Source organism: Methylobacterium sp. Leaf104 (assembly GCF_001422885.1).
GTDB lineage: Bacteria > Pseudomonadota > Alphaproteobacteria > Rhizobiales > Beijerinckiaceae > Methylobacterium.
In genome coordinates this window covers 194,942-210,902 of record NZ_LMMZ01000041.1, presented here as the reverse complement: position 1 = coordinate 210,902, position 15,961 = coordinate 194,942, and the positions used below count along the sequence as shown (strand labels likewise).

Below are 15,961 nucleotides of genomic sequence, written 5' to 3'. Positions count from 1 at the left end.
ATGCCGCCCACCGCCCCCTCGAAGCTCTCGGCCATCGCCCGCATCGCCGCCTTGCGCTGCGCCTCCGCTCCGGCCCGCGCCTGGACCGTCTCCGCCTCGAGCTCGCGGGTCTGGATGAGGTTGTCCCGGAACACGCTCACGGCGGCGGCCATGTCGCCGATCTCGTCGCGGCGGGTCCGGGACGGAATGTCCACGGCGGTGTCGCCGCCGGCGAGACGGCCCATGGTGCGGGTCATGCGCTCGATCGGACGCGCGACGCCGAACAGGCTGAACAGCATCGCGCCGATGGCGGCCACCACCGAGATCGCCATCGCGATCCAGGCCGTGAGCATGGCCGAGCCGGCGCTGGCCATGCTCGACGCGGTGCTGCGCTCGGCCCCGTCCCGGTTGAAGTCGACCGCCCGCTGCAGGGCCCGGATGGCGCCGTTGTTCAGGTCGGCCATCTCGGCGCTGGTGGTGAGCGCCAGGGCGTCGGCCTTCCGGCCCGCGTTCATGAGGTCGATGACCCTCTGCTGGCCCTCGATGTAGCGCATCCACAAGGGCGTGAAGGCATCGTAGATCGCCTTCTCCTCGGCAGAGCCTATCAGCGGCTCGTAGGTCCGGCGCAGGCCGTCGAGGGTCTTGAGGGAGGTCTTCAGGCCCGCCTCGTTCTCCGCCAGCGCCTGCGGCGTCTCCGAGGCGACGACGAAGCGGTACAGCTTCACCCGCACGTCGCGCGTCGCCGTGCTGATCGTGTTCACGACGTTGACGGAGGGAAGCCAGTTCGTGGCGACCTCCTTCACCTCGCGCTCGATCGTCCTGAGCTTCACGACGCTGACCACGCCCTGACCCGCCGCGGCGACGCCGAGCAGAGTTATGGAGCCGATCAGGATGGATTTCAGAGACACGCGCATCGTTTTGGGACCGTCCGGATTTGCATTCCGACCGGAGGAAACAACTTCATGTTTAACACGGCGTTATCGAGCGGGCGCGAAACGTAACGATAACTGGTTCGTTCTGTTTCCAACGATCGATACCGCTGGAGCGGTTACGGATCCTGCCGTGCGCTCAACGATGACCGGACCTCGCTATACGATCCGGGGGCTCGCGGTTACAGGCGCCGCGGGACGTCAGATGCCCGCGTACCAGGGGAAGCCGAGCTCGGCGACCATGCTGCCGCGGCCCTTGCCGAAGCCGTCGACCCGTTCCACCGCCTCGATGCCGCTGACGTACTTCAGGCTCTTGTAGCCGAGCTGGCGCTCGACCCGCAGGCGGACCGGCGCGCCGTGCGCCACCGGCAGGTCACCGCCGTTCATGCCGTAGGCCAGGATCGTCTGCGGATGGAGGGCGTCGAACAGGTCGTAGCTGTCCCACCAGCCGTCGACGCTGCGCACCACGATGAAGCGCGCCGCCGGCTTCAGCCCGACCTGGGCGAGGAGATGGGCCAGGGGCACCCCGGTCCAGCCGCCGATGGCCGACCAGCCCTGCTCGCAGGAATGCAGGGTGATCTGGGTGCGGGTGGGCATCGCCTTCAGGTCGGAGAGCGAGAAGGCGCCGGGCCTGTCCACGAGGCCGCTGACCGGCAGCCGCCAGTCCGAGAAACCGATCGCCTTCGAGCGCCGGTAATCCGGGTCGTCGGGGTCGGTGGTGTTGATGGTCGGGAACACTGCCGAGATCGATTCGGGTCCGAACTCGCGCACCAGGGGCTGGTGGCGCTGGAGCCAGCGCTGGACCGCGAAGGTCAGCCCGTTGCTCCAGTCGTATGGGGAGGCGAGCCGCGACAGGGCCGGGGCCTCGCAGCCGCCGAGGAGGCCGGCGCCGATCAGGCTGCCCGAGCCGGTCAGGAGGCGGCGGCGCGAGAGGTCACGCATCGGGAGTCTCCGTCAGGGTCTTCCGGGTGGTCTCCGGGGGAACGCGGAAGCGGCCGGTGATCATCGCGCGCATCAGGTTGCCCGCGCCCCCGACGAAGACCTGCGCCACGTGAACGACGAGGAAGAGCACGAGCAGGCTGGCGACGAGGAAGTGCAGCGTGCGCGCCGATTGCCGGCCGCCGAACAGGGCGAAGAGTTCCGGATAGGCCGCCGTGACGCCCGGGGACATGGTCAGCCCGGTGAGCACCATGAGAGGAAACAGCACGAACAGGACGACGAGATAGGCGAATTTCTGCAGGGCGTTGTAGCGCAGGGCCTCGCGCCCGCGCGCCGGTTTCAGGCGGGCGTGATCGGCGATCTCGCGGGCGAGGTGGCGCGGGGCCAGCTGGTCGCGGTCCGGCACGAGGTCGCGGGCGAAGTGGCCACCCACGAAGGCGACGATGAGGTAGACGATCCCGTTGAGGACGAGCACCCAGGCGGCGAGGAAGTGCAGGTTGCGGCCCCAGCCCGTCTGTTCGAGGTTCACCGGCAGCGGCAGGTCGAGGGCCGCCGGTGCCCCGTTGGCGCCGGTCTCGCCCCAGAACAGCCGCGGCAGGGCGAGCAGGATCGCGACGCCGCTGACCGCGAGAGCCAGGAACGCGACGGCGTTGAGCCAATGGGTCAGGCGCACCCAGGCGGCGTGCCGGTGGACCAGGGACGGGCCGGGCTCCTCCGCCCTCGGCGCCCGGCTCACGCGGGCGCCCGCAGCACGTCGAGGCGGTAGCGCTCGGTGCGGCTCCGGTGGCCCGGCTCAAGATGGCCCCGCGTGAATCCGATCAGCGTCTCGACCGCCACGTCGGCGCTCAGGGGAAAGTTCGTCTCCCCCAGCCAATGGACGAGGACGACCTCGCCGCCCGGGTTCAAGGCCGCCGCGAGGTGTGCGGCGATGCGGGCGAGGTCCTCGGGCGTGAAGAAGTACAGCACCTCCGAGAGCACCACGAGGTCGAACCGGCCGGAGGGCCACTCCGCCGGCACCGCCGCGCGCAGGAAGCTGACATGCGGGCACGGGGCGCAACGGGCCCGGGCGGCGTCGAGGGCGGCCTCGGCCACGTCGAGGGCGAGCAGGGCCGCGCAGCGGTCGGCCAGCCGGCGGCTCAGCACGCCGATGGAGCACCCGACCTCCAGGGCCTGCGCGTAGGTCTCCCGGCCCAGGGCGGCCAGGGTGGCGTCGTACTTGGCGTGTTCGTAGGGGCTGGTGGCGAAGTCCCACGGATCGGGGTTCCCGGCGTAGAGCTCGGTGAAGTAGTCCGGCGGCAGCGTGTGCGGGGAGCGGGTCATGGACGTCAGCGCCTACGGATCGGCCGGAACCTCGTCAGGCATAGGCACCCCGGCGGGATTGCGCCAGAGGAGGTCCGCCGGCCGGCCCTCCGCGAGAACGTGGGCCGCCGCGCTGGTCAGGGCCCGGTCGGGGCCGGGCTGGCGCAGGTAGGTGGCCAGATCCCGCGTCAGCCGCTCCAGGGGATGCGGGCTGAGGAAGCCCGCGAGCCCGACCGAGCGCTGGGCTCGCTCCAGGACGTCGAGCCCGGCCCGCTCCACCGCGAGGCGGGTGAGATTGACGTAGGCGATCACCCGGTCGGGCTCCGCCTCCGGGTCGGCGGCGAGGCGCGCGGCGTGACCGACGAAGAGGCGGGCGCCCTCCACCGCGATCGCGGCCTCGCCGAGGCGGGCCGCCTGATGCGGGTCGCCCCCGCGTCCGGTGGTCCGCAGATGCGACCGCAGTGCGTCGAACACCGCCTCGATGCCGCCCAGCTGCACGGCGGCGAAGCGCCAGGCGCCGCCGGAGAAGTGCGGCTCGGAGAAGTAGTCGTCGGGGCCGCCGATGAAGCTGTCGGGGCCGGCGGGCAGGCCGGTGAAGTCGAGGACGCCCGAGGTCGAGGCCCGCATCCCCTGAGCCCGCCAGCCGGACAGGTCGGCGCGGGTGCCGGGCTCCAGGTCCACCACGAGCATCTGCTGGCGGCCGTCCGGCCGGCGCGCGGTGACCAGGGGCCGGGTCACGGCCCCGGCACCGGAGGCGAAGGACTTGACCCCCGTCAGGATCCACGGTTCGCCCGCCGGGTCGAGTCCGAGGTCGCCGACGTCCTGGAGGCTGAGGCCGCCCGCCTGGGGCTGCGTGTTCCAGACGCCGAAGAGATGCCCGGCACGGACATCCGCGGCCAGGCGCTCGGCCACCGCCGGCTCGGCGTAGCGCAGCACCAGGGCGAGGGCGTTGACGTGTCCTTCGTAGAGCCGGCCGAGGGCGAGGCTGCCGCGCCCGACCTGCGCCAGGAGATCGGCCAGGACCGGCGCCCGGTGGGGCGCATCGAGGCCGGCGCCGCCGAGCGCCACCGGCAGGGGCGCCGCGAGCAGGCCCGCCGCATGGGCGTGGGCGACGTCCTCGGCCGGAAACCCGCCGTCGCGGTCGAGGCCGTCGGCCCGTTCGGCCGCGAGGCGCGAGACCGCGCGTGCGGCGGCCGCGATCCGTGCGGGGCTGGTGTCGATGCAGTCCTGCGGAAGGGCGTTCATCATCGAGACATGGATCACGGACGCGCGACCGCCAGGGGCAGGTTGCGTACCAAACCGACCTGTCCCCGCGTCAAAGCGCGTCGGCGCCCGCCCCGAACGGCGGCCGATGGCGCTTTAGCGAGGCTCGGAGACCGTCTCGCCGCGTAAGTTCGCGCGTCCGGCACGCAGGTCGGCGACCATGGCGCGGACCATCCCGCTCACGGTCAGCACGGAGAAGGCGCCGATGGCCACCAGGAGGGCGGCCCCCACCAGCATCTTGGCGGTCTCGATATCCACGGTTCCGATTCCCGAATACAGTTTTTTTTCGCCGCATTCCGCGACGAAAACCATGACGACCATCTTAAGATGGGCGGCTTTCTTGGAGTTGAGCAGATCCGCACGAGGAAACGCTGCCATGCGCCGGTCGGTCCACGGGCGGTGCGGCCGCGCACGCCGATGCGCCGGGACTCTGTGGAGGGGCGATCCTGTTGGCCTCGGGATCGGCACCGGCTGGACGCCCGCGGGCCACCGGTGTCCCGGCCGGCAGGTCCGGCCTTTCGGGAGAGCCGACACCCGGCTCCGGTTCGTCCCACAGTCGCCTTCGACCCCACACTCTCAGCTCCAGGCGTGGAAAGGCGGATTCACCCCGTTCAGGGCGTGGTTGCCGATGATCGCGTATTTCCAGCGCACGGGGTCGTGGAGCGTGTGGGTGCGGGCGTTGCGCCAGTGCCGGTCGAGGTTGTGCTCGGCGAGCGTCGCGCGGGTGCCGGCGAGCTCGAACAGGGTGTTGCTGGCGCTGAGCGCCACCTCCGTGGTGAGCACCTTGGCTTCCGCCACCGCGAGCTGCGCGGTCGCCACGGTGTCGGCGTCGGGGGCCGCCACGGCGTCGTCGAGGGCGAGGCCGGCCCGGTCGAGCAGCGCCTCGGCCGCGTGCAGGCGGATCGTGAGGTCGCCGACGATGCGGATGGTGTGGGGGTCGTCGGAGGCCCGCTCCAGACCGCTGTCGATCCAGGGGCGGGACTGGGTGCGCACGAACGTGATGGTCTCGGCGAGCGCCGCCCGGGCGATGCCCGCATCCACGGCCGCCTGGATGATCTGGAAGATCGCCCCGTCGGCACTCGGGCGTTCGTAGCCCTTCCAGGCCGGCACCAGGTGCGTCCTGGGCACGCGCACGCCGTCGATCTGCACGGTGCCGCTCGCGGTGGTGCGCTGGCCGAAGCTCGACCAGTCGTCGATCACGGTCAGGCCGGGCGCGTTGCGCTCGGCGATCGCGTACCAGGCCCGGCCCGCGCCATCGAGGGCCACGATGGGCACGAGGTGGGCGAGCAGCGCGCCGGTGGCGTAGAACTTCGTGCCGTGCACCACCACGTGGTCGCCATCCTCCACGAAGCGGGTCTTGAAGTCGGCGGCCCGCGGCGTGCCGATCTCCGAGAAGGCGTTGCCGAAGCGGGTGCCGGCCAGGACGAGGCCGAACAGCAGCGCCTTCTGGGCCTCGTCCGAGACCGTGTCGATCGACGCCACGATGCCGAGGTGGTTCTGGGCGATCTGCCCGATGGACGGGTCGGCCGCCGAGACGACGGAGATGACCTGCGCCAGGATCCGGTAGGACAGCCCCGGCCCGCCATGGGCCCGCGGCACGTTGATCGACCACAGGCCGCTCTGCGAGAACGCGTCGAGCTCGGCCAGGGGACGGCGACCGGTGCGGTCGCGCTCGGCGGCGCCGGCCCCGAAAGTCTCCGCCAGGGCCTGGGCGACGCGCAGGGCCTCGGCCGCGTCGCGGATGACGTGGGCCGGCGCGGCCGGGCGCTCGGGACCGGGCGCGCCGGCGGGCCAGCGATAGGTGTCCCGCGGAGGCGGGCTGACGGCGATGTTCATGCGGTGTCTCCGGATCAGGTGACGAGAGCGGGGCGCGGCGCGGCTCAGGCCGCCCGCGCGCGTTCGCGGCGGGCCGCCTCCAGGGCGCGAACCCGCGGGATCACGTGTTCGCCGAAATACGCGACCTCCTCCTGGAAGTGCAGGAAGGCGAGGAGGGCGAGGTCGACGCCCGCATCCTTGAGCGCCACGATGCGCTCGGCGATCTGGTCGGGCGTGCCGATCAGGTTGGTCTTGAAGCCGTCGTTGTACTGGACGAGGTCCTCGAAGCTCGAATTCGCCCAGTTGCCCTCGCCCTCCGGCGAGGCCTTGCCGGCGTTCTTCGCCTCGTGCCCGAAGGCCTTCACGGCGTCCGGATCGGCGTGGTCGATGATCTCCTGGAGGACGGCGCGGGCTTCCGCCTCGGTCTCGCGCGCGATGACGAAGGCGTTGACGCCGACCTTCACCGCGTGGCCGTTGGCGCGTGCCTTGGCCTGGATGTCGTCGACCTGGGCCCGGATGCCCTCGGGCGTGTTGCCGTTGGTGAAGTACCAGTCCGAGACCCGGGCCGCCATGTCGCGGGCCGCGCGTGACGAGCCGCCCTGGAAGATCTCCGGCTGCGGGTCGGCCGGCTTCGGCTTCAGGGTGTAGTCGCTGTAGCGATAGAAATCGCCTCGGAAGGTGAAGTTGTCCTGGGTCCAGATCCCCCGCAGGGCGTGGATGAACTCCTCCGAGCGGCGGTAGCGCTCGTCGTGGTCGAGCCACGGCTCGCCGATGGCGCGGAACTCGCCCGAGAACCAGCCCGAGACCACGTTGACGGCGATGCGCCCCTCCGTGAGCTGGCTGATCGTGGCGATCTGCTTGGCCGCGAGCGTCGGGTTCCAGGGGCCTGGCAGCAGGGCGGCGATGACCTTCAGCTTCGAGGTGGCGGCCAGCAGCGCGTGGCTGAAGGCGACGGATTCGTGCTGGTACTCGGCGCCGTAGCCGGCGGTGAAGCGGATCTGCGTCAGGGCGTAGTCGAACCCAGCGGCTTCCGCGATCTGCGCGAGGCGCCGGTTGTAGGGCGCGTCCCAGCCCGTGCGCTGGGGGATCTTGCTGATGACGAGGCCGCCCGAGACGTTGGGTACCCAGTAGGCGAAGCGGATCGGTTCGCCCCCGTCGCGGAGTTCAGGTTGAAAGCCCATGATCACACCCATGCGTTCCGGCAAGACGCACAGGCCGTGCGTCCCGGTTTTCGAATTGGACCGATTGAATACAAAAATCGGAGCGCTCACATCTCTGTGAGGACTGACTTAGTGCGCGTCTGCGCCCCGGTTTGTCATTGCAGACCTAGAATTGCGCGATGCTGTGCTGGCGTCAAAGGAAGCAAACGGCTTTTTTCGGCCGGAAGGGGAAAGCTCGTTCTCCCGATCGTGGGGTGTGGCCGAAGGTTTGCCTCACACGTGCGGAACGGGGCGCAGGGCGCCGATCCGACCCGCCGGCGGGACGTCGCGGGGCCGTCTTCCCCGGTGCGGTGCACTTATTCAGGGCGTCCGGATGCCGCGAAATCCAGTCGGCGCGGCCAAAGTGCTAGGTTCGCCGCCTTTTCGGGCATGTCGATGCTGATAAGGTGAGCATCCGGGTGAAATTGCTGATCTCTTCAGCTTGTCTCCAGAATTGCTGTTGCCTCATGAAACCGGACGTTTAAGGACGCGTTAACTGGTCGCTTCTACGGTCGCGCCACCGTCCATTTGAAAGCCGAAGCGCTCGATATCGGTTCACCCAGGAAGTTCGTCCATGATGGCCGCGTCCCGCCAACCGCTCGTGGTTCTCCTCGCCGGAGACGAATTGACCCGCTCCATCACCACGAGCTGCCTCGAGATGTCGGGCTACGACGTGCTCGGCGCGCGCACCGCCGGCGAGGTCGAGAGCCTGCTTCTGGCGCATACGGACCAGCGCCGCGTCGATGTGCTGGTGACCGATGCCGACGTGCGCGACACCGTGGACGGCCTTTCGCTCGCCGGGGTCGCCCGCTGCCTCGATCCCGCGGTGGGGGTGGTCTACACCGCCCGCTCCCTGCGCCGGCTCGACGGCGAAACCCTCGAGCCGGGCGCCCTGCGCCTGCGCACGCCCTATCACGGACACCAGCTCGTGGCCCTCGTCGCCGAGCTGCTGGCCCCGGCCGCCGACCGGACCGGTTACGACCGCGCGGCGGCCTGAACGGATCCGGATCGCTGCGGCGGACCGGTCCGCACCTCGCAACCGATGCGGTGGCGCGGATGGGGGGATGCGCGGCCTCGGCCCGGCGGTGTATCAGGCAAGGCCCTGACCTCCCGGCCGACCCCCGCCCCCGTCTCGGACAGCCGGCGACGCGGGGCCTGCCCCGGGCATCCGTGCCTTCCGGAACGCGAGAGCCGATGATCAGCGCCTTCGACCTCTTCAAGATCGGGATCGGCCCGTCGAGCTCGCACACCGTCGGCCCGATGGTGGCGGCGCTGCGGTTTCGCACCCGGACCGAGCGTCTGCCCGGCCTCGCCCGCATCCAGGCCGAGATCTTCGGCTCCCTCGCCTGGACGGGGCGCGGGCACGGCACCGACACGGCGATCTTCCTCGGGCTCCTCGGGCACGACCCGCGCTCCATCGACCCCGACGCGGTCGCCGGCCTCGTCGCGGCGCTCGGGGCGGCCAAGCGGCTCGGCCCCTCGGGGCCGGGCTTCGACCCGGCCGCGGACCTCGCCTTCAACTTCACCGACGTGCTGCCGCTGCACACCAACGCCCTGCGCTTCCGCGCCCTCGACGGCGCCGGCGCGGTCCTCGACGCCGAGACCTATTATTCCGTCGGCGGCGGCTTCGTGGTGACCGAGGCCGAGGCCGCGCCGGGCGCCGAGACGGACTGCCCCCTGCCCTACGCCTCTGCGGCAGGCCTCCTCGCCCTGTGCCTGAGGGAGGACCGCACGATCGCGCAGGTGCAGTTCGCCAACGAGTGCGGTTCGCGCGACCCCGAGGCGGTGGAGGCCGGCCTCGACGCCATCCGGGACGCGATGTTCGCCTGCATCGATCGGGGCCTGCGCCAGGACGGCGAGCTTCCCGGCGGCCTCAGGGTCCGCCGCCGCGCCAAGCGCCTGCACGACGACCTCACCGCCGGACGCCTGCGCAACGCGCGCGCGGCCCACGAGATCGTCGACTGGATCAGCCTCTACGCCCTGGCGGTGAACGAGGAGAACGCCGCCGGCGGGCGCGTGGTGACCGCGCCCACCAACGGCGCGGCCGGGATCGTGCCGGCCGTCCTGCGCTACGCCCGCGACTTCTGCCCCGACTGGTCGGAGGCCCGCGCGCGGGAATTCCTGCTCACCGCCGCGGCGGTGGGGGGCCTGATCAAGACCCGCGCGTCGATCTCCGGCGCCGAGGTCGGCTGCCAGGGGGAGGTCGGTTCGGCGGCCGCGATGGCGGCGGCGGGTCTGGCGGCCTTCCTCGGCGGCAGCCCGGCCCAGGTGGAGAACGCCGCCGAGATCGCGATGGAGCACCATCTCGGCATGACCTGCGATCCCATCGGCGGCCTGGTCCAGATCCCCTGCATCGAGCGCAACGCGTTCGGGGCCAACAAGGCGGTGGTGGCCGCCTCTCTGGCCCTGCGCGGCGACGGCATCCACCGGGTCAGCCTCGACGAGGTCATCGAGACCATGCGCCAGACCGGCCACGACATGCAGGCCAAGTACAAGGAGACCTCCCTGGGTGGTCTCGCGGTGAACGTCGCGGCCTGCTGACGGATCGAAAATAAGGAACCGCTGAGTTCCTTATTAACGGGGCTCGACCCAGCGCATCGATCTCCGTCGCCCGACCGACTGCCGCTCGCTCGCCGAAAACCTGCGCGTTCAAGCTTGAGCATTGGCTCCGACGGCCGAACAGGCGTCGTTCCGATCCGAGAATATGGAACGCAGCGGTTCCGATAGGGTTGTCATGCGCGAGGGGGCTACCGGACGGCGGATGCGGCCAGCGCGAGCGGCTCGCCTTCGATCCGTCCTGTCGAGACGCGGGACACACATCATGACCTTCGCGACGCCGACCATCGGGATCGCCGGCTCCGGCCCGAGGCGCGACCGGGCGCCCGTCCGGGACGCCGCCCCGTCCTGAGAGCCCTGTGGCGGACGGCCTCCGGGCCTCCGCCTCCCGATTCTCTCCGAACTCCGCCCGACCTTCAGTCGCGCTGCCCAGCGCTCGGCGGGCTCGTCCTCGCCCCGTTCCGACCCGAATTCCCCACCGGAGACCCGCCATGCGGATTCTGACGCTCGCCCTGCTCCTCGGAGCCTTCCCCGTCGTCACGCCCCTCGCCGCCCAGGACCTAACGGGTCCCGGACAGACGCCGCGCCCGGCCCTGCTCATCCATGGGCATTACTGCGGCCCCGGCAACGACGGCATGGACGTCGCGCCGATCGACGCGCTGGATGCGGCGTGCCGCAGTCACGATGCCTGCACGCCCGACGGGGGCCTGCCCTCCTGCGGCTGCAACCGCGCCCTCAAGCGCGACGCGGGCCGGGTGGCGGCGAGCCCGCGCCAGCCGCAGGACCTTCGCGCGCTCGCCGGCCTCGTCGCCGGCGCGACCGACATGATGCCCTGCAGCGACGACGTCGCGGGGCTGCGGCCCTGAGGTCGGCTGCCGCACGCGGGTTCGCCGGAGACCGGGACCGACCCGAGCCTCCGGCCGGGACCCGATGAATCGCGGTCCGGTCTACCGGCCGTCGATGCGCTCGCCGAGCAGCGCAATGGCGCGCTGGTAGACCGAGGCGGCGTTCCAGCCCTGGATCGCGGCGAAGTTCGGCTCGCCCGGCTGGTAGCCGGCACCGGCGCGCCAGCCATGGCCCTTGAGGAAGTTCGCCGTCGAGTTCAGGGCGTTGGCCGTGCCGTCGAGGCTGCCGCCGACGCCGTAGTTCAGGACGTTCCTGGGCAGGAACTGGGTGTGGCCGACCTCGCCGTGGGCCGCGCCCCGAGTGCTCGGGGTCAGGACGCCGCGATCCACCAGGGTGAGGGCGGCGTAGAGCTGGTCGGTGAAGTAGGCCGAGCGGCGGCAATCATAGGCCAGGGTCGCGACCGCCGAGAGCGTGTTCACGTTGCCCTTCACCGCGCCGAAGCCCGTCTCCATGCCCCAGATCGCCAGGAGCGGGCCGGGCGGCACGCCATAGCGCTGCTCGATCGAGTCGAACAGGGCGGCGTTCTGGGCCTTGAGGGCGCGACCGCGCGACACGATGGTGTTGCCGCCGCGCTTGGCCAGGAACTGGTCGAGAGAGAGCTTGAAGCTCTTCTGGCCGCGATCGGCCGAGATGGTCGCCGTCGAGTAGGAGGTGCCCATCAGCGCGGAGAGGCTCGCGGCGCTGGCCCGGCCGCGCGCCTCCTCGGCGAATTCCCGCTTCCAGGCTTCGAAGCCGGCCGCGCTGTTGCCGCACTGCGCCGCGTTCGCCGCGCCCGTCGCACAGACGAGCGCCGCGAAGGCCGCCGCGATCCACGGCGTCCGATACCCACGTCCGATCATGTCAAAACTCCCTGGCCGTGCGACGCCGTTCGGGGGGCCGCACGGATCGATGACTTCCCCTTGCGCGGAGCAAGGCGACAAACGCGACCGTGAGTCGAGCCTCATTGCGGCAATTTTGGCTGCGATCCGTCCCATGGCCCTCACTTCCCCGCGTTTGGTTACGCAGAGATGTCCGGATGCATCGCCGGACCTGACATCCGGTTCGTCACCGCAGCGGCCCATCCCGTGCAGTTCAGCCCAAGACGAACATTGAACCGTCCCGGGCCGCACCGCTCATGTCCCGCTTCAAGACATTCCGTATCAACCCGAACCAGCGGCCGCCGCTGGTGCTGGTCCTCGTCCTCTGTGCGACGGCCCTGCTCCTGTGGTGGCCGATCTTCGTGCTCAGCCCGACGGTGGTCTGGTTCTGGTGACGGGATGGCGCCCTCAGGCGCCGTCGCTGCGCACGCGCAGGTAGGCGCCGAGCAGGTAGCCCGCCTGAACCGCGGTGAGGTGCGCGAACAGCACGAGCAGGCTCACGACGGAGACGTCCCACCGGGCGATCCAGACCATGCCCGAGAGCGCGACCACGAGGGCGGACAGGCCGACGGCGACCGTGGCCCGGCAGGTGAGGCCCACCGCGATCCCGCTCAGGAACAGGATCAGCGCGACGAGCATGGGCACCCTCTCGCGCGGTCGGGCAGATCGCGGCACCGCATGATCGTCCTCCCTGGCCCGACGGCGAACGCGGCGCGCCGGCGTTGCAACGATCGGTTGATGCAGCCGGCAGGCGATGGTTCCGCCGGCGATGTTCGTCGTGGCGAAGTCCCGCTTCCGCCTCCGGGCTCCGGCAGCTAGGGTCCCCACGGGGCGGCGCAGGGAGGAAACCGGCATGGGATGGCGGCAGCGACGCTTCGGGGCTCCCATGCGGCGCGCCGCCACGATTGCATTCCTGATGGCCCTCGGTCCGGCCGCCCTGATCCCGGGCGCGGTCGAGATCGTGTCGGCCGAGCCGTCCGCCCCCGCCGGGGGTGCCGCAGCCGGGGCCGACGCGCAACCCCTCGCCTTCGCGCACTGCACCGGAGCGGTCGCTGCCGAGGCCGAGGCACGCGGCGTCCCGGCCGGGGTGACGGACCGCCTGCGCGCGCTTTCTCCCGATGCCGACGTGGCGGCGGCGCCCCAGGGTCAGGCGGAGTTCGTGAAGCCGATCTGGTCCTACCTCGACGCCAACCTCACCGAGACGCGGATCGCCGAGGGTCGGCGCAAGCTGGCGGAGTGGTCCGCGACCTTCGACGCCATCGAGGCCCGCTACGGCGTCGACCGCTTCATCCTGGCGGCGTTCTGGGGGGTCGAATCCACCTACGGCAGCGTGCTCGAGGATCCCGGGATCGTCCGTCCGGTCCTGCGCTCCCTGGCCACGCTGGCCTGCAGCGAGACGCCGCGGGCGCCCTACTGGCGCGCCGAGCTGATCGCCGCCCTGGAGATTCAGGCCCAGGACAAGGGTCCGCCCGGACCGCTCACCGGGTCCTGGGCCGGGGCCATGGGCCACACCCAGTTCATGCCGACGGTCTACCAGGCTCATGCGGTGGATTTCGATGGCGACGGCCGGCGCGACATCTGGACCTCCGTGCCGGACGCCCTCGCCTCCACGGCCAACTACCTCACGGCGATGGGCTGGCGTTCCGGCGCGCGCTGGGGCAGCGAGGCGCGCCTTCCCGACGGGTTCGACCTCGCGCTCGCCGACGAGACCACGGAGCGGAGCATCGCCGCCTGGAAGGCGCTCGGGGTGGTCCCGATCCAGGCTCTGGCGGAGGACGGCACGGCGACGCTGATCCTGCCGGCCGGCGCCCGCGGACCGGCCTTCCTCCTCCAGCCGAACTTTCGGATCATCCTGCGCTACAACACCGCGCTGGCCTACGCGCTCTCCGTGGCGCACCTGTCGGACCGCCTGCGGGGCGAGGCGGGCTTCACCCGGGACTGGCCGCGCGGCGACGCGATGCCGAGCGCCGGCGACGTCCGGTCGCTCCAATCGCGCCTGGCCGAGCGCGGGTTCCCGGCGGGCGCGGCCGACGGCAGGATCGGCCCCAGGACGCGGGCGGCGATCCGCGCCTACCAGGCGGCCAACGGCCTGCCTCCCGACGGCTACGCCGACGCCCCGCTGCGGGAGCGGATCCTGGCCTCTTCCGAAACCAAGCCCTGATCCGCGCGGATTTAGCGGTGGTCGCGCCCGGGGCGCCGCGATAGAGCAGCCCCGGTGATCCGGGGCAGGTGATCCGGGGCAGGTGATCCTCGGGCGATGGCGAGAGGGGCTTCAGGAGGGAATGAGTCGATCCGCGACCGCGTCCGCTCCCTCCGGGGGACCGTCCCCGCTCCGGACCATCGTCACCTACTGGGAAGGGCCGGTGACCTGGCTCGAACGGCTCAGTGCCGCCTCGATCGTCGCGGCCGGGCACCCCCTGCACATCTATTCGCACGACGTGGCGGCCCTGCGCGCGCAGGGGCTGCCGGGGACGGTGATCGATGCCCGCGAGGGGATCGGACCGAACCTCATGGCGGACCTCTATCGCAGCCGCGGCGTCCTCGCCTTCTACGCCGATTACCTGCGCCTCAGCCTGATCCGCGACGGCAAGGGCATCTGGTCGGACCTCGACTGCATCTTCCTGCGCCCCCTCGAGACGCCGGACGGGGCGGGGGCGTACCTGTTCGGCTGGCTCAACGCGAGCCGTCTCAACAACGCGATCCTGTCGGCGCCGCCGGATTCCGAGCTCGTGTCCCGCTACTGGGACGCGATCTCGAGGGTGCCGATCCGCGCGCCCTGGGCCACCGGCCACATCCGGGTGAAGCGCCGCCTGGAACTGCTGATCGGCAAGCGCATCCCGTTCCACCCGGAGCGCCTGGCGATCGGCCCCCGCGCCCTCACCTACTTCGTACGCAAGCTCCGCCTGGAGGGCCATGCCCGGGCGCGGGAGGTGTTCTATCCCCTCGGCGACGACGAGGCCTACCGCCTCGCCGAGGCGGACGACCGGGGGGCGCGGGCGCTCATGGTACCCGAGACGGTGTCGGTGCATGCCTGGCGCGGCAAGCTCTGGTCGATCGGGCTCGATGCCCCGCCCCCGGCCACCTCCTGGCTCGGCCAGCAGGCCCGGGGCCTCGGCCTCTGACCGGCCGGACATGCGATCCCTGGAGATGTCGATGCGTCGGGTCCTGTTCATCTGCGCGACGCCGGTGGCCTTCGGCCTCGACACGCCCCCCGAGATCGGCCTCGGCGGCATCGAGAGCACGAACATCGCCCTCGCCCGCGCCCTGGCCCGGCGCGGCTGGACCGTGACCCTGGCCACGCGCCGGAGCGGGACGGTGGAGCGCGACGGCGTCCGCAACATCCCCCTCGCGGAGGCGGCGGCCTGCGAGGCCGACGCGGTCGTCACCAGCAACGACCCGCGCCCCCTCCGCGCCCATCCGGGCCGGCGCGGCATCGTCTGGGTCCACAATCCGCTCAACGTCGAGAAGGCCGTGCGGAAGGGCTATCTCATGCCCTTCCTGGCCCTGCGGCCGGAGGCCGTGTTCGTCGGCAGCCTCGCGGCGCGGATCATGTCGCCGCTCTACCCGTTCCGGCGCCGCCACGTCATCCCGCACGGCGTCTCGCCGGTCTTCCGCACGCCCGAGCCGACGCGGGGCCGCAGCCGGGACTTCGTCTACGCGTCCCAGCCCCAGCGCGGCCTCGACCGGATGCTGCGGCTCTGGCGCAGCTCGGCGCCCCTGATCGCCTCGGGCGCGAAGCTCCACGTCTTCGGCTCGGAACAGCCGGACTCGCCCGACGATCGCGGCCCGGTGGTGTTCCACCCCCGGCGGGGTGCCGTCGCCCTGGCGGCGTTCTACGGCGACGCGCGCGCCATGGTCTGCCCCGGCTCCCCCGACGAGACCTTCTGCCTCGCGGCGGCGGAGGCCCAGGCCATGGGGCTGCCGGTGGTGACCGCCGGCATCGGCGCCCTCGCCGAACGGGTGCAGCACGGGGTGAACGGCTGGGTCGCCGGGACGGACACGGCCTTCGCCGAGGCCGTCGTCAGCCTCGCCACCCAGGACGACCTCTGGTCGGAACTCAGCGCCGGCGCGCTCCTGCAGCGCCGGGCCCTGACCTGGGAGCGGGCGGCGATCCTGTGGGAGGCCGTCCTGCGGGGTCCGTCCCGCGCAGGCGCCTGACCCGCCGGGCCGGGTGACAGATCCGGGTCGGCGACACGCCTCCGCCCCGCCGCGACTGGAC

General features: G+C 71.7%; 17 protein-coding genes. 7 read left to right on the top strand and 10 right to left on the bottom strand.

The features are described 5' to 3' along the window. The 8 genes from ASF49_RS22825 to sfnG form a co-directional block, all read right to left on the bottom strand. Positions 1 to 887 (bottom strand): MCP four helix bundle domain-containing protein (locus ASF49_RS22825; protein WP_162240997.1); only part of this gene is annotated, 887 nt, incomplete at its 3' end. 222 nt (positions 888 to 1,109) lie between these two features. After that, positions 1,110 to 1,850, bottom strand: a complete 741-nt coding sequence (locus ASF49_RS22820; protein WP_056478197.1) for a molybdopterin-dependent oxidoreductase — start codon at positions 1,848 to 1,850, stop codon at positions 1,110 to 1,112. Further along, positions 1,843 to 2,583, bottom strand: coding sequence for a cytochrome b/b6 domain-containing protein (locus ASF49_RS22815; RefSeq protein WP_056478195.1), 741 nt, complete (start codon positions 2,581 to 2,583; stop codon positions 1,843 to 1,845). Before ASF49_RS22815 ends, ASF49_RS22820 begins: the two co-directional genes overlap by 8 nt. Beyond that, a complete protein-coding gene (locus ASF49_RS22810; RefSeq protein ID WP_056478192.1) occupies positions 2,580 to 3,167 on the bottom strand; it encodes an SAM-dependent methyltransferase in 588 nt (195 codons plus the stop codon). The genes ASF49_RS22815 and ASF49_RS22810 overlap by 4 nt, the downstream gene beginning before the upstream one ends. A 12-nt stretch (positions 3,168 to 3,179) precedes the next feature. Beyond that, positions 3,180 to 4,391, bottom strand: coding sequence for an acyl-CoA dehydrogenase family protein (locus tag ASF49_RS22805; RefSeq protein WP_056478231.1), 1,212 nt, complete (start codon positions 4,389 to 4,391; stop codon positions 3,180 to 3,182). Positions 4,392 to 4,505: 114 nt separating this feature from the next. Then, positions 4,506 to 4,667: a hypothetical protein gene (locus tag ASF49_RS24125; RefSeq protein WP_162240996.1), complete on the bottom strand. Its 162-nt coding sequence runs from the start codon at positions 4,665 to 4,667 to the stop codon at positions 4,506 to 4,508. A gap of 318 nt (positions 4,668 to 4,985) precedes the next feature. Then, the gene (locus ASF49_RS22795; protein WP_056478188.1) at positions 4,986 to 6,245 is read right to left on the bottom strand and encodes an SfnB family sulfur acquisition oxidoreductase; all 1,260 of its coding nucleotides are present in this window, start codon (positions 6,243 to 6,245) and stop codon (positions 4,986 to 4,988) included. A gap of 44 nt (positions 6,246 to 6,289) precedes the next feature. Continuing rightward, on the bottom strand, positions 6,290 to 7,417 hold the full coding sequence (sfnG, locus tag ASF49_RS22790) for a dimethylsulfone monooxygenase SfnG (protein ID WP_243214738.1): 1,128 nt from the start codon (positions 7,415 to 7,417) through the stop codon (positions 6,290 to 6,292). 580 nt (positions 7,418 to 7,997) lie between these two features. Here sfnG and ASF49_RS22785 point away from each other — a divergent pair. The 3 genes from ASF49_RS22785 to ASF49_RS22775 all read left to right on the top strand — a co-directional run bounded on the left by ASF49_RS22785 (position 7,998) and on the right by ASF49_RS22775 (position 10,845). Further along, the gene (locus tag ASF49_RS22785) at positions 7,998 to 8,420 is read left to right on the top strand and encodes a hypothetical protein (protein WP_056478186.1); all 423 of its coding nucleotides are present in this window, start codon (positions 7,998 to 8,000) and stop codon (positions 8,418 to 8,420) included. A gap of 197 nt (positions 8,421 to 8,617) precedes the next feature. Next, entirely contained in the window at positions 8,618 to 9,964 is a 1,347-nt protein-coding gene (locus ASF49_RS22780) for an L-serine ammonia-lyase (protein ID WP_056478184.1), read from the top strand. 506 nt (positions 9,965 to 10,470) lie between these two features. Further along, on the top strand, positions 10,471 to 10,845 hold the full coding sequence (locus tag ASF49_RS22775) for a hypothetical protein (protein WP_082511484.1): 375 nt from the start codon (positions 10,471 to 10,473) through the stop codon (positions 10,843 to 10,845). An 81-nt stretch (positions 10,846 to 10,926) separates the two neighbouring features. Here ASF49_RS22775 and ASF49_RS22770 read toward each other — a convergent pair whose 3' ends face one another. Beyond that, the gene (locus tag ASF49_RS22770) at positions 10,927 to 11,724 is read right to left on the bottom strand and encodes a lytic murein transglycosylase (RefSeq protein ID WP_056478182.1); all 798 of its coding nucleotides are present in this window, start codon (positions 11,722 to 11,724) and stop codon (positions 10,927 to 10,929) included. A gap of 275 nt (positions 11,725 to 11,999) precedes the next feature. On the opposite strand from ASF49_RS22770, the gene ASF49_RS24040 reads away from it, so the two are divergent. After that, complete coding sequence (locus tag ASF49_RS24040) at positions 12,000 to 12,137, top strand: hypothetical protein (RefSeq protein WP_156653155.1); 138 nt, start codon at positions 12,000 to 12,002, stop codon at positions 12,135 to 12,137. Positions 12,138 to 12,150: 13 nt separating this feature from the next. On the opposite strand, the gene ASF49_RS22765 is transcribed toward ASF49_RS24040, so the two are convergent. Further along, on the bottom strand, positions 12,151 to 12,381 hold the full coding sequence (locus tag ASF49_RS22765) for a hypothetical protein (protein ID WP_056478179.1): 231 nt from the start codon (positions 12,379 to 12,381) through the stop codon (positions 12,151 to 12,153). Between the two features lie 214 nt (positions 12,382 to 12,595). On the opposite strand from ASF49_RS22765, the gene ASF49_RS22760 reads away from it, so the two are divergent. The 3 genes from ASF49_RS22760 to ASF49_RS22750 all read left to right on the top strand — a co-directional run bounded on the left by ASF49_RS22760 (position 12,596) and on the right by ASF49_RS22750 (position 15,900). Further along, complete coding sequence (locus ASF49_RS22760; RefSeq protein WP_243214740.1) at positions 12,596 to 13,903, top strand: lytic murein transglycosylase; 1,308 nt, start codon at positions 12,596 to 12,598, stop codon at positions 13,901 to 13,903. Between the two features lie 121 nt (positions 13,904 to 14,024). Continuing rightward, positions 14,025 to 14,864, top strand: a complete 840-nt coding sequence (locus ASF49_RS24120) for a hypothetical protein (RefSeq protein ID WP_162240995.1) — start codon at positions 14,025 to 14,027, stop codon at positions 14,862 to 14,864. 31 nt (positions 14,865 to 14,895) lie between these two features. Further along, a complete protein-coding gene (locus ASF49_RS22750) occupies positions 14,896 to 15,900 on the top strand; it encodes a glycosyltransferase family 4 protein (RefSeq protein WP_162240994.1) in 1,005 nt (334 codons plus the stop codon). The last annotated feature ends 61 nt before the right edge of the window (positions 15,901 to 15,961 follow it).